Annotated in this window: 12 protein-coding genes; 5 read left to right on the top strand and 7 right to left on the bottom strand. The window is 39.4% G+C overall.

Annotated features, from left to right (window positions below; translation table 11 throughout):
* Positions 1 to 285: 285 nt before the first annotated feature.
* From QFZ28_RS03310 to QFZ28_RS03295, 4 genes are all read left to right on the top strand, one after another.
* Complete coding sequence (locus QFZ28_RS03310; protein ID WP_307196938.1) at positions 286 to 750, top strand: DUF420 domain-containing protein; 465 nt, start codon at positions 286 to 288, stop codon at positions 748 to 750.
* 44 nt (positions 751 to 794) lie between these two features.
* Positions 795 to 2,294 (top strand): spore germination protein, encoded by a 1,500-nt coding sequence (locus tag QFZ28_RS03305; protein WP_307193328.1) that lies wholly within the window; start codon positions 795 to 797, stop codon positions 2,292 to 2,294.
* Positions 2,251 to 3,516 carry a Ger(x)C family spore germination protein gene (locus QFZ28_RS03300; RefSeq protein WP_307193327.1) on the top strand — a complete coding sequence of 422 codons (1,266 nt, stop codon included), beginning with the start codon at positions 2,251 to 2,253 and terminating at the stop codon, positions 3,514 to 3,516. The genes QFZ28_RS03305 and QFZ28_RS03300 overlap by 44 nt, the downstream gene beginning before the upstream one ends.
* Positions 3,517 to 3,751: 235 nt before the next feature.
* Positions 3,752 to 4,852 carry a GerAB/ArcD/ProY family transporter gene (locus tag QFZ28_RS03295; RefSeq protein ID WP_307193326.1) on the top strand — a complete coding sequence of 367 codons (1,101 nt, stop codon included), beginning with the start codon at positions 3,752 to 3,754 and terminating at the stop codon, positions 4,850 to 4,852.
* 169 nt (positions 4,853 to 5,021) lie between these two features.
* On the opposite strand, the gene QFZ28_RS03290 is transcribed toward QFZ28_RS03295, so the two are convergent.
* From QFZ28_RS03290 to QFZ28_RS03280, 3 genes are all read right to left on the bottom strand, one after another.
* Positions 5,022 to 5,855, bottom strand: coding sequence for a YitT family protein (locus QFZ28_RS03290; protein WP_307193325.1), 834 nt, complete (start codon positions 5,853 to 5,855; stop codon positions 5,022 to 5,024).
* Positions 5,856 to 5,918: 63 nt separating this feature from the next.
* Positions 5,919 to 6,638 (bottom strand): GntR family transcriptional regulator, encoded by a 720-nt coding sequence (locus QFZ28_RS03285; RefSeq protein WP_307193324.1) that lies wholly within the window; start codon positions 6,636 to 6,638, stop codon positions 5,919 to 5,921.
* A gap of 110 nt (positions 6,639 to 6,748) precedes the next feature.
* Positions 6,749 to 7,585: a sugar phosphate isomerase/epimerase family protein gene (locus QFZ28_RS03280; RefSeq protein ID WP_307193323.1), complete on the bottom strand. Its 837-nt coding sequence runs from the start codon at positions 7,583 to 7,585 to the stop codon at positions 6,749 to 6,751.
* 199 nt (positions 7,586 to 7,784) lie between these two features.
* On the opposite strand from QFZ28_RS03280, the gene QFZ28_RS03275 reads away from it, so the two are divergent.
* Positions 7,785 to 8,771, top strand: coding sequence for an SIS domain-containing protein (locus QFZ28_RS03275; RefSeq protein WP_307193322.1), 987 nt, complete (start codon positions 7,785 to 7,787; stop codon positions 8,769 to 8,771).
* Positions 8,772 to 9,298: 527 nt separating this feature from the next.
* Here QFZ28_RS03275 and QFZ28_RS03270 read toward each other — a convergent pair.
* From QFZ28_RS03270 to QFZ28_RS03255, 4 genes are all read right to left on the bottom strand, one after another.
* Positions 9,299 to 10,153, bottom strand: coding sequence for a PfkB family carbohydrate kinase (locus tag QFZ28_RS03270; protein ID WP_307196937.1), 855 nt, complete (start codon positions 10,151 to 10,153; stop codon positions 9,299 to 9,301).
* Positions 10,154 to 10,253: 100 nt separating this feature from the next.
* Entirely contained in the window at positions 10,254 to 11,267 is a 1,014-nt protein-coding gene (locus QFZ28_RS03265) for an SIS domain-containing protein (protein ID WP_307193321.1), read from the bottom strand.
* Between the two features lie 115 nt (positions 11,268 to 11,382).
* Positions 11,383 to 12,285 (bottom strand): carbohydrate ABC transporter permease, encoded by a 903-nt coding sequence (locus tag QFZ28_RS03260; RefSeq protein ID WP_307193320.1) that lies wholly within the window; start codon positions 12,283 to 12,285, stop codon positions 11,383 to 11,385.
* Between the two features lie 2 nt (positions 12,286 to 12,287).
* Positions 12,288 to 13,163: a carbohydrate ABC transporter permease gene (locus QFZ28_RS03255; protein WP_307193319.1), complete on the bottom strand. Its 876-nt coding sequence runs from the start codon at positions 13,161 to 13,163 to the stop codon at positions 12,288 to 12,290.
* Positions 13,164 to 13,246: the final 83 nt, after the last annotated feature.

The raw sequence follows: 13,246 nt of genomic DNA, 5'->3' as shown, positions 1-13,246 counted from the left end.
CTCGTCCAGGTATTTATCTGTGATTTTGTCCCAGTTTGAGAGAGTTCCCTGGTTTTGTTCACTAACCAAAATCCTAATCAAATGACCTATTTTAAAGAAAACATCAAAATAATCGTACGATTTTATAATTCATGTGCCAAATTTACTTTTTATGTTCCAAATCAATCTTTACGTGCCAATACGTTTCCCCCGTCAGAAATTGCTCCAATGTATATACATTTACCAAATTGGCTATGTAAGTACTAACCGTCTGACCATAAAATTGAAGTAAAAAGAGGTAATTAAATAGTGAAGATTCTCCCTTTAATCAGTACCTTCTGTATCGTAATTAGTGCGGTTCTTGTTGCATTTGGCTGGTATTTTATTGTGAAAGGAAACAAATCATTACATAAGAGGATGATGGTTTCTGCAGCTGCCTTTGCCTTATTATTTTTCATAATCTACATAACAAGAACGCTCCTCATCGGAAACACATCGTTTGGAGGTCCAGCTAGTTTAAAACCCTACTACACAACATTCCTCCTCTTTCATATTTTACTGGCTATTACAGGGGTCTTATTTGGAGCTATAACGATTCATTCGGCACTAAATACAAGATGGCCGATACACAAAAAAATCGGTCCAGCAGCAGCCATTATATGGTTTTTCTCCGCCACGACAGGTATATTAGTATATCTGATTTTATACGTTTTCTTTGAGCCTGGACCGACGAAAAATATAATGAGAGCAATTCTTGGGATAGTAGAATAAGTGTTACATTTTTTACAAATCCTATCTCTACGGAGGTGTATGGGATGGGTAGTTTTGAAGGAAATATCTCGGTTCTAAAAGGGATGTTTAAAGAATGTGACGATTTCGTCTTTCAAAATATACAAATAGCTAGTAAAAAAGGATGTTTGTTTTATCTAAAAGAGATGGTCGATAACCAAACACTCCTTAAGGTTGAACAAGGTTTTTCAAGTTATATAGAAAATCATAAAATCAGTTCAGTTGATACGTTCCAGACATTTATTCATCAGCAATTTCCATTCTCCATACTAACAGTATCAGCGGGCTCTAATAACGCAGCGGAAAATATCCTAGCTGGTAATACCGTTTTAATCGTTGATGGACTGGATCAGCTCTTCATCTTTCAAACAAAAAAATCTGCCAGAAGAGAAATAACAGAGCCAACGACAGAACCCACAATCAAAGGCCCTAAAGAAGGTTTTGTAGAAGATATTGAAACAAATTTACTGTTAATTCGTAAACGGATTCGTACGTCCTCTTTAAAAGTTGAGCACCTTACACTTGGAGAGCAAACACATACGAAAATATGCGTCGTATATCTAAAAGGAATTGCGGACGACCAGATTGTAAAGGAAGTACATGAACGATTATCCCGAATCAAGATCGACGGGGTTCTTGAAAGTCAATATATTGAATCGATGATTAGCGATGCTCCTAAATCTCCGTTCCCAACAGTATATACTACAGAGCGTCCCGATCGGGTTTGCGGCAGTTTATTAGATGGGAAAGTTGCCATTTTCATTGACGGTGCTCCTTTTGTCATAACAGTCCCCGTCATGTTTGTAGAGTTTCTCCATTCGGGGGATGACTATTATACTAGTCCAATCGTTGCCACCGCAGTTCGCTGGATACGCTTTCTCGGGCTGTTTGTTACGTTAATTCTGCCCGCTTTTTATGTCGCATTGACAACCTTTCATCACGATTTGCTGCAAACACCATTGTTAATTCGAATTGCTGCCAGTCGTGAAGCGTTACCATACCCTGCAGTGGTTGAGGCGATTTTTTTAGTCATCACATACGAATTACTGCGGGAGGCAGGAATAAGAATGCCAAGAACTCTTGGCAGCGGTATCGTTACCGTTCTAGGACTCGTTTTAATCGGCCAGTCAGCTGTTCAAGCAGGGATCATTGGGCCGGTGATGGCCATCGTGATATCTGTTTCCGCGCTCACTTCCTTTATTCTTCCGAATTATCAGTTTCACCAAATTATTCGATTCTCAGGACTCCCTATCCTGATATTAGCCGGACTTTTTGGGTTTATGGGGATACTCGTCGCTTTAATGTTTGGTTTAACCCACTTAGTTAGTTTACGTTCCTTTGGAGTACCTTATTTTTCGCCTGTTTCTCCAGCGCGGAAAGAAGGCTGGAAAGATGTGTTTATAAGAGCTCCATGGTGGGCAATGGATACACGTGCCCCAGGACTAGACAGTGGTAATCAATATCGTGCAGGTGATGACAACTATGCCAATCCATCAAGAAACCAAAAGGAAAAGAAAGATGAATAAACGGAAACGGTTCCTAGCATTTTTATTAACGATTCTTGCGATTCTCTCAATCACTGGCTGCTGGAGCGCCCAAGAAATTAATAATCTTGCCATCATCCATATGGTTGGTGTTGATGAGGACAGCGCAGGTGATGTGACCTTGACGGTTTCTGTTGTAAAACCCAATATGCTTTTTTCCCAAGGAGCTGGTACTCCAGGGAATCCCGAAGAAAGTTTTCTTATCAATACAGCAACAGGTAAAAACCTTTTCGAGGCAATGGGTAAGTTATCCAGCGTCATTCCGGAAAAAATCTATCTGGGACATGTCAATGCAGTGGTTTTTGGGGAAAAAGCTGCGCGTAACCGAATGACGACCTCATTGGATTTTTTCAAAAGGCAAAATGATTTTCGCCCTAGTATACAGCTGTTTGTGACTAAGGGATTAGCAGAGGATATCGTCAAAAAAACACCAAGCTTAAATCCAACACTTGCTTCAGAATTATACGATTTAGCCTTAAACAGCCGGTTTTCTTCAACTAAGATGCTAAAAGACATTAGCAAATTTACCGACGCCCTTACCAGCGATACGATTGACCCGATTACCGCGGTAATCAATACTCCTACAGAGAAGCAGCAAATCAAGGTTGAGAAGACTCCTTCAAAAAGAGAACCAAACGCACCTAACAAACTGAGCCTCTACGAGACGGCTGCCTTTAAAGGTTCAAAACTTCAGGGTTTCCTTACCCAAGAGGAAACAAGAGGGCTTCTATGGATAAGAGGTGAACTAGAAAAAGGACATTTAATCCTAGCTTGTGGAAGCAGCGATCCCGAAGGTAAAGTAGGCCTAAATCTCAGAAAATCGACATCGACAATGATACCAACACTCTCGGATGATCAGCTAAAAATGGAGGTTAACATTCAAGCTGAGGCTGATATTGTAGAGGTTACTTGCAAAGACTTCTCTGGCGATACTGCTCAAATCGAAAAGCTAAACAAACAATTTGAGGCAAAAATCAGAGCAGAGTCATTAAAAACCTTATCAATAGCCCAACAGCAGTGGGAAACAGATATATTCGGGTTTGGTAGAGCCATATACCGAAAGTACCCAGCACAGTGGGACCATTTGGCACCTGGATGGAGGAAGGGTGGATTGAAAAGTTTGGATGTCGAGTTAAACGTTTCCGGAAATATCTCCCGCTATGGACTATTAAAGGAACAAAGCAAAGCAAATGAATCGAGGTAGCATATGAAAATTCTACTGAGTATATTATTTATTCTCTTAATCTTAGTGACAACAGGGACTCACCTTTACTTTGTCTGGAAAAGGAAAGAGTTTAAGACATTATTTGTCCAGTTGGGAATCATTGGAGGCGCAGTCATTTTAGGAATTATCACCATCTACGAACTTGACCCTCCTTCATTTTCTAAGCTTTTGAATACACTGAGCCCCTTTGGAACATGAAACGGAGGTACTATACATGATTGAGAGAGGTCGAATCAGTAATATCCAAGCAGCGATGCTGGCGATAACTTCGTTAACGATCATCGGGCACTTAATATTACTAACTGTTGTACTAAGGCAAAGCCGCCAAGACGGCTGGATTGCTGCCATTATCGGTACTGCCCTAGGTTTAATCGGAATTATCGCAGTGGTCAAACTAGCACAGAGATTTCCTGGTCTTACTCTGATTGAAATTTTGTTCATCCATTTTTCATGGGTTGGGAAAATAATAGGTATTCTGTACCTTATTTATTTCTATATCATGGTTGTGCTCGGTGTAAGATTATTTGTGGAATCTTATAAACTTATAATGACCGAAACACCGATGTGGGCATTTGTGACCATCATTCTTCTTTTAACAGCGTTTATTGTCTATTCTGGTTTAGAATCACTTGGCCGGCTTAACCAAATCATGCTTCCTGTGTTAGTCATCATTGCCATAGCGGTCGTCTTCTTAACGATGGGAGAAAAGAAGGACTATTCGAACTTATTGCCAATTCTCGGGAATGGGCTCCAACCTGTTGGACTAGGTGCTCTTTCCGTGATGGGCTGGTTTGGGGAATTTGTTGTGTTAGGGATGATTCTGCCCTATGTACAACAGCCAAAAAAACTAGTTAAAACGGGGATTTGGACAGCACTGATTACGTTAATTTTTTTCCTCGGCCCGATTACTGGGCCTGTCGCACTGTTCGGACCCGTAGAAGCAGCAAAAATGTCATTTCCAACCTTTTCAGAGGTTCGTTATATCAGTGCTGGTGAGGTCATAAACCGCTTTGACGCGATTGCCGTCCTGTTTTGGACAGTCGGCTTAATGATACGAATCTCGGTATTTTTCTACGGTTTAACGCTTGGCTTGGCACAAGTATTTAAGTTACGTACCTACCAGCCTCTGGTCATTCCCATGGCTTGGCTCATTGGTGTTGGATCTTTCTTATTTGCCAAAAATTACAGTGAACTAAACGAATTTCTGTTCCAGTCCTATGTTCCACTAAATATCATCATGGGAGCGTTTATCCCTGTTGCGCTATCCTTGACACCAGTAATCATAAAAAAAATTCGGGATAAAAAGAAATATTAGGAGGTTGATTGGAACCTCTAGTGAAATATCATTTTTATTTTTTAATTTACAAAAAAATGTTTTAGGCGCTTTAACAATTCATGCGCCTCTCGTTTCAACATACTCCCCTCCTTCAGCAAAAAAATATGGCAGAGAACTCATCTGCTCTGCCATTACTTTTTATTCTATTTTAGCTTGCCTTATACCCTTTTCCAATCACTTCCTGCACATGATGGACAGTAACATAAGCGTGCTCGTCAATTTCATTAATCATATTTTTTAACCGAACGACTTCTTGCCGGCTAATCACAATGTATAGGACTTCCTTATTATCACCCGTATAACCGCCGCGCCCCTCTAATACGGTAATACCCCTCGACATTTTATTCGTAACACTACGCAGCACCAATTGTGGAGAATTCGAAATGATGAAAACCGCCACTTTTTCCTCGAGTCCATCAACAATAAAGTCAATGACCTTAGCGCCGATATAAACGGCAATAAGGGTATACATCGCTTTTACTAACCCAATGATAAAGACAGAACCAGCTACTACGATGATATCAATCAGTAGAATGCCTTTACCCATGCTCCAGCCTAAAAACTGATTCGCCAATTTCGCTAGGATTGTTGTTCCACCCGAAGTACCTCCAGCACGAAAAATAATCCCTAAGCCTCCGCCAACTAAAAGTCCAGCAAAGATAGCTGCTAATAGTGGGTCATCGGTTATCCTTTTACCCGTCTCCTCCGTGATATACATAAAAAGAGAACAAGAAAAGATAGAAAATAACGTATAAATAATCGCCCTTTTTTCTAGAAATTTGTATCCGACCAACACTAGTACTGTATTGAGGACAAAATTCACCATCCCTGGGGACAAGTCAAAAAGATAATGTGCAATAACCGTAAGGCCGATAATACCGCCTTCTGACAACAGGTTTGGGATCGTAAAGTAGTTGATACCTACTGAAAAAATGACTCCACCAAATAAAATGTATAGACATTCTTTGATCGTTTTCCACATTGTAATCTACTTCCTCATGAAAAAAATTTCAGGTATCCCATGTGTGTCAAATTGTTTACCGTCCTATTGCTTTAAAATAAATTTATAACTCTCGCCAACGATATACTGCTTGCCGATGTGAACCGGCTTGCCGTTTTCGTCATGTACCAAAGTCTCCATATAAAACAGTGGTTCACCGCTCGCAACGTTTAGCAATTGAACTTCTTCTTCACCAGCCCTGACAATCTCCAAGGAAGTTTCACTGGCACCTGTTGGTTTTACATTTAGCTTTTCTTCCAAAACTTTATAGACCGACGCATCCAAATCTTCATTTAATAAGGGATGAAACTCTTTATATGAAAAATAGTTATTCTCGAGCATAATCGGTGAATCACTGGCATATCTTACCCGTTGAATAAACAGAAGGGCGTCTCCATCATCAAGTTGAAGCAGCTTTTGATCCCTTGGGGTAGGCTGGATAATTTCCTTTTTAATTACTTTGCTGCTTGGTATCAATCCGTTTGCCTTACAGGCGTCACTAAAGCTTAAAAAATGAACGATTTTCCTCTCAATTTTCCGCTTGTTTACAAACGTACCCTTGCCTTGTTTTTTAACCAGATAGCCTTCTTCCACGAGCTCAAGAATTGCTTTTCTGACCGTAATTCTACTAATTTTGTGCTCCTCGCTCAATTCTAATTCTGTTGGAATCTTGTCTCCATATTTTAATTCACCATTCACAATCGAGCTGCGAATCGATTCTTTCAATTGGATGTATAATGGAACTTGGTCATCCTGTTTTAACATATCTATCCACCTGCCTAATTTTCGATAAAGTAAAGGCTTACAAATAACCTCTCTACTTTATCCTTCGTACTACTAAGTATATAGCTTTTAAATCACACTATCAATTTGTTTCAACCATCTATCACATCTGTAAGGATCTTCAATGACCGTTCCATCGCTTCATCCGGATTTTGTACATATTGATAGGAAGTATATTCTAAAGTTAGAAAACCTTTATACCCAATTTCATTTAATTGACAGATGTATTTCTCCAAAGGTAAAACGCCGTCTCCCCAGACCAAATGACCTTCTGGCTTACCATCAATGAAATGGATATGAACTAAATCCTCACCTAATAAATTGGAATAGTTCTTAAAATCTTCATTTGCCAAGGCCATCGGAATCGTATCAATCATTCCTTTTAGATTTGGACTATTCACTTCATCTAACATTCTTTTTAAAGACTTAGAATCGAACACCAAATTGGATTCCACTCTTGTTAAAGGTTCAAATGCAAGGGTTAGGTCTAAATCAGCTGCCACTGTCGATAACTTCTCCAATGAATCTCTTGTTCTTTTCCACGCTTCATGTGGTTCTTCATTTTCATAGCCCCAGCCCGGAGTAACTAAAAGCATCGGTGCACCTAACTCCTTAGCTGCCTCGGCTGATTTAATAAAGTATTGAATGCTTTTCTTACGCAGCCGTTCTTCTTTCGCAGCTAGATTGATTGGGTAAACACACTGCTCGGGTGTGAAACAGACTACGGATAAATCTCTTCTATTAATCTCTTTTTTTATATTTCGAATTTCGTGGAGACTCAAATCATCGACATAAAAATGAGGAGATGCACCCCATAGTTCGATATTTTTACATTCATAACGAACCATAGCGTTTAGAAAGTACTCCAAAGGGTAGTGCTTATAATGAAAATTCATCCCAGCTACCTGATCCATCGTAATCTTAGCCATCATCCCAACCCCTTCTAAAAAATAGCAAAATATTAGAATTAATATAACATTATATTACGTTATATGTCAATTTAATATATTTTAATAAATTAAATGTTCTAAAAAGATTGACAATTAAAAAGGGGTGAATTAATATAATGTTATATAATGTTATATTATATTTTAAACCTTTCAAAATGAATTTAAGGGGGAAACATGAATGGTAAATTCACAAGTAGTTGTCGATCCGCAGGTTAAAAATGTATTAGAGGCATTGAAAGGACGTACCATTAACCACGTATATTTTGTAGCTTGCGGTGGTTCTTCTGCGATTATGTACCCAAACAAGTACATACTAGACCGCGAGGCAAAAAATCTTACATCAGATGTTTATAGTGCCAATGAATTCATTCATCGTAATCCTAAAAAACTTGGCGAAAACTCACTTGTTGTCCTATGCTCCATGTCTGGTACAACACCTGAAACAGTCGCTGCAGCAACATTTGCCCGCCAAAAAGGCGCTTTAACCGTTGGATATACAAATCAACCAACCTCACCTTTAGCTATTGAAAGTGAATTTGTGGTTAAATACGAATGGGGTACAGAATCTGTTGCCTTTAATACCAACTTAGGACTGCTTTACCAATTAACATTCGGTGTCCTAAACGTTTTAGAAGGTAATGACAAGTTTGATAAGGTCATCAACAGCTTAACAAACCTTCAAGCTGTATTTGAAAAATCAGATGTACAATATAAAGACCAAGCGTTCCAATTCGGCCAGGACTACAAGGACGAAAAAGTTATTTACACAATGGCAAGCGGAGCAAACTATGGAATCGCTTATTCTTACGCCATTTGTATCCTAATGGAAATGCAGTGGATCCACTCCAATGCGATTCACGCTGGTGAATACTTCCATGGGCCATTCGAAATCATTGATAAAGATGTACCTTTCATTATCCTTCTTGGCTTAGATGAAACACGCCCATTAGATGAAAGAGCATTAGACTTCTCGAAAAAGTACGGCGAGAAATTGGTTGTATTAGACGCCAAGGATCTCGATTTAACTGGTGTTGACGAAGACTTAAAAGGCTACATCGCACCGCTGGTATTAAACAACGTACTGCGCCGATACGCAGAACAATTAGCAGAAGCCCGCAACCACCCACTCTCAAAAAGACGTTATATGTGGAAAGTAGAATACTAAAAGTAAGAGCTCCTCGAGTTTCGACTCAGGAGCTTTTTTCTTTTTAGAATCCAAAACTGAGATTGAGGGGCAGGCTAGATTAAGCACTCGAGAGGATAAATAGACGGACAAATTCCGCTTAATTTTGAATTATTGTTAAAAAGGGCTTAAATAGACGGAGAGATTCCGCCTATTGGCTCAAAAAATTCGAAAATGGGAGACTTTTCTTTGATTAACCGGAAAATCTCCGCTTATATTCACCGAAACGGGCTCCATTGTTCATATAACCGGAAAATCTCCGCTTATTCTACTTTACTGGTTACTCTAAAAAGGACAAGACACCTTATTTAAAAAGTATCTAAAAAAATCCAATAGTACCTCATTACGATGAGATCTTACATTAAATAAGGTTTTTGTATTCCAAATAAAGAAACTCGCCAATTATGACGAGTTTACTAATAACGGTGTTAATACGACGTAATTTAGGAAAATCATTTCAAAAAGGAACCCAATACTCTACCAGCCAACAGGTCCCCTCCATCTAAATGCTAACAAAGCACAATTTTCCGCGCTCTCTTCTTCCCATGGCCAAATGCGCCAAACCGCTGGCAGGTTTCAGCAGCTGCTGCTGCACCTTTTTCCATCGCTTCCTGTGCATTTCCATTTACAATGTATTCCTTTAGGAACACAGCTACAAAGGTATCTCCTGCTCCGAGTGTATCAACTACCTCTGTTTCAACAATTCCTTGTGTAAACACCTGTTTTCCATCAGAGAATAGCGACCCTTCAGAGCCTCTTGTAACGATCACATTTGGTGTTCCCTCAGCATGGACCTTTTTAATCAAGGCTTCGCATTCAGAAGCTGATAAATCTCCACCAGAGAAAATTGCAAACTTCACATGCGGACAGACTAGCTGTAAATAGTCGTCATCATGGATAGTTGAAAAGTCAAACGAGATATTAACATACTTTTTTAATATGGGCAGTTCTTTTTCGATATGGCTAAATACGCTCGTATGTAGCAGTGAATAGGTGCCAATACTCTCTAGGTCTTCTTTTGTAAAATTCAATTTCAGGTGCTTTTGAATGCCGCCTTTATTTGAGCCGACAAATATCCGATCACCATGCTCATCCAAAGTGACAACGGCCTCACCTGATGGTCCAAACGCACGGCGTACCTGCGAAACATCGATATCTTCAACCTGTAACGAGTTGATAATATGCTCGCCTTCTTCATCATTCCCGATGATCCCTATGTAAGAAACCTCCTCGACACCGTAGCGTTTCCAAAAGACCGCTACATTTAATGCGTTTCCGCCTGGGAACATCTCCTGGCGATCATCGTAATAATCCACTACATTATCTCCAACCGCAATTAGCCTCATCTTCAAAACCCTCCCAATAAATTGAATAAGAGAAAGATACAATAAGTTTATTGTATCTTTCCTGTTCCTTTTAATAAGCTATTGATTTATGCTCCAGGCGCTTTGCCTTCCTTACGAATTAATAAGCCACTGTTCGATAGTATCTTCTAATCTCTAAATTATGATTTCGTTTATCCTCTAAATGAACACTTAATCTTTGCAGTAACGTAGACGTGACAATCGGCGATAGGTATTTTCTAAACTCTTCGCTGATTCCTGCTAACTCATACTCTGCAGTATCAATCACTGTTAATTTCTTTGTATACTTTTCAGCAAAGCGTTCGACACGCTCCATCAACGGACGAGTATCATCTTGGCCTTTTAGCAATAACATGCTCGTATCTTCTTCGACAATCTCCAATGTCCCGTGGAAAAATTCCGCTGCATGGATGGATTTTGTTTTAATCCATTGCATTTCCTCTAATACACACATGGCATAGGAGTAAGCGCGGCCCCAGGTTGTGCCGGAACCGACTACCATATGATAAGGCTCATCTTTGTACGTAACCGCAAAGTTTTCTGCTTTAGGTTCGAACTTTTCTTTTGCCTCTATTAACTTCTCAGGTAGAATTTCTAATTGAGCTGCAAACTCCTCATAGCGAGGGAAATCACCATTTTTATTCATAAGTTTAAAAATTAATTGATAAAGCACTAATTGGTTGGAATCGCTGGCAAAGTCATTTTCTGCAAAATTAACTAAAGGGTAATCAACTGTATCTGCAAGCGGCTGGTTGTATTCACCCGTTAATCCAATCGTCGTTGCCCCAAGCTGTTTACAATATTTTGCTGCTGCTACTGTCTCTTCTGTTGTACCTGACAACGAAGATAAGATGACAAGCGATTCTTCAGTTAATTGCTTGTTATTTTGCAATACAAGCTCTGCAGCAATTTCAGCGTAAGCTGGAATCGTTGATGTTGAGTTAATCATGTATTCGAACGGATAAAATGTAGCTACTGCCCCGCCAGATCCAATTAGAAAAATATTTTTAAATCCCTTTTCAAAAACCTTGTCTGCTACCTTTTCAATTTCTTCTCTTAATCCAATAGCTCCACCGGTTACTTTCAAATACTTTTCCCTGCTAAAATTCAACATCGATTCCACTCCCTTTTTATAATACGTTATATAACGTTATAACAATAATAGAATTATTATCCAATTTAGTCAATATCAGCAAACAAATTTTAACAAGGGGGGAAATCCCCCATCATTATCCTTTTACACTGCCGTCGGCTAAACCGCGGACAAAGTATTTCTGCATTAACATAAAGACGACAATCAATGGCAGCGCTGAGATCACCAAGCCAGCCATTAATACTCCCCAATTCGTATTAAGTGCATCTTTAAACACTAATAAACCTGATGTAATTGGCTTGACCTCTTCTGTCTGAATAAAGATCAAGGAGAATAAAAACTCATTCCAAGCATAATAAGCGGTTAAAATCACGCCGGTAAACAATATTGGTTTACTCATCGGCATAAATATTCTTCCGAATACATCCAAACTCGTTGCACCGTCTAGATAAGCAGACTCTTCCAGCTCCTTAGGAATCGATAGGAAAAAGGAGCGGATTAACAAAACAGTTAAAGGTATTCGATAAGCAGTAAAGGTTAGTATTAACGCCCAATGCGTATCAAATATCCCCATTTGCTGAATTAACTCATAAAGCGGAATTAAACTGCTCTGCGGTGAAAACATCAAGCCTGCTGAAACAAATAGCAGCAGAAATTTTCCGCCTTTGATTTGAAAGCGCGTCAAACCAAACGCACACAAGGCACTGATTAACACCGTTAACAGACAGGTGCCCACTGTAATAATTACACTATTAACAAAATAACTCGAAACACCCTGTTGCCATGCTGTCGCATAATTGGAAAACAACCATTCCTTCGGCAATCCCCAGCTGTCATTAAAAATGTCTGCCGTATTTTTAAACGAATTGATGACCATCCAAAATAACGGATAGGCAATCGCTATAAAATAGAGGAGGAGAAAAACAAAGATTAGTCCGACAACGACTGGCGTCCCTGGATTACGTAATTTCGACTTCAGCTTTATCTGTGATAGCTTTACTTCCGGGCTGCTTGCAACCTCTGACTCTACCGGCTTCATTTTTACTCCTCCCCCGTTTTTAAGACCTTATTCTGAACAAAATAAAAGATTAAGGTAATCCCCAAAATCACATTGGCTATCGCTGAGGCGAACCCTGGTTCACTATCAATAAACGCCTTCTGATAGAGATATGTACTAAAGACTTGTGATGAGTTAGCAGGACCACCACTCGTTAATACATAAACCTCACTAAACACCAAGAACGATCCTGTAACTGTATAGATTAATAACACAAAGGTCATTTCTTTTACTTGCGGCACCGTTATGCTGAAAAAGGTTCGAAGTTTCCCAGCTCCGTCAATCGTAGCTGCTTCGTATAACTCCCCAGGAACCTTTTGGACTGCCAATACAAACAGCATGACCGCATACCCGATACTCTGCCACTGCGAAACAAATATGACTGCGAAGATCGCAGTTTTTGGATTCCCGAGCCAGCCTTCTGCCCATTCTCCTAACCCGATGGCTCTTAGAAAACTATTAAGTAACCCTACTTCAGGGTTATAGATAAAACTAAACAGAATCCCAATAACCGTCATCGAAATCAAAACCGGGATAAAAAAGGTTGTCCGAAAGAAGGTAGAAAATCTCCTAAATACCTTGTCTTCTAAGATAGCAGCAATCACCAAACCAAGCCCTACTTGAAGAATAACGGAGATCACGGCATAAAATAGATTGTTTTTCAACACCGTGTAAAAGACGGGATCTTTAAAGAGGCGTGTGTAATTTTCGATTGATACAAAGCTTCTATCTAAAGTAAATGGATTCCATTCATAAAAACCATTTACTAAATTTCGAACTAATGGATAGTACACAAATAAGGACAGCATAATTAAAGCTGGTGCAATATACAGTATCGGGATGATTCGTGTTCTCGGCATTTATACCCCTCCCATCAAACATCTATTAAAAGTCGGTTTATAGGAAACTATATATCTCATAAACCGACCATTTAATAGACTTC

The sequence above is a fragment of the Neobacillus niacini genome, from assembly GCF_030817695.1.
Lineage (GTDB): Bacteria > Bacillota > Bacilli > Bacillales > Cytobacillaceae > Neobacillus > Neobacillus niacini_F.
Note: the sequence above shows the minus strand (reverse complement) of the source record. Positions and strands in the feature narration are given on the sequence as shown.

Coding starts and splice junctions, on each gene's coding strand:
- QFZ28_RS03255 (WP_307193319.1), bottom strand. CDS start 13,163: ATGCCGAGAACACGAATCATCCCGATACTGTATATTGCACCAGCTTTA.
- QFZ28_RS03290 (WP_307193325.1), bottom strand. CDS start 5,855: ATGTGGAAAACGATCAAAGAATGTCTATACATTTTATTTGGTGGAGTC.
- QFZ28_RS03265 (WP_307193321.1), bottom strand. CDS start 11,267: ATGTTGAATTTTAGCAGGGAAAAGTATTTGAAAGTAACCGGTGGAGCT.
- QFZ28_RS03300 (WP_307193327.1), top strand. CDS start 2,251: ATGCCAATCCATCAAGAAACCAAAAGGAAAAGAAAGATGAATAAACGG.
- QFZ28_RS03305 (WP_307193328.1), top strand. CDS start 795: ATGGGTAGTTTTGAAGGAAATATCTCGGTTCTAAAAGGGATGTTTAAA.
- QFZ28_RS03275 (WP_307193322.1), top strand. CDS start 7,785: ATGGTAAATTCACAAGTAGTTGTCGATCCGCAGGTTAAAAATGTATTA.
- QFZ28_RS03285 (WP_307193324.1), bottom strand. CDS start 6,638: ATGTTAAAACAGGATGACCAAGTTCCATTATACATCCAATTGAAAGAA.
- QFZ28_RS03280 (WP_307193323.1), bottom strand. CDS start 7,585: ATGGCTAAGATTACGATGGATCAGGTAGCTGGGATGAATTTTCATTAT.
- QFZ28_RS03260 (WP_307193320.1), bottom strand. CDS start 12,285: ATGAAGCCGGTAGAGTCAGAGGTTGCAAGCAGCCCGGAAGTAAAGCTA.
- QFZ28_RS03295 (WP_307193326.1), top strand. CDS start 3,752: ATGATTGAGAGAGGTCGAATCAGTAATATCCAAGCAGCGATGCTGGCG.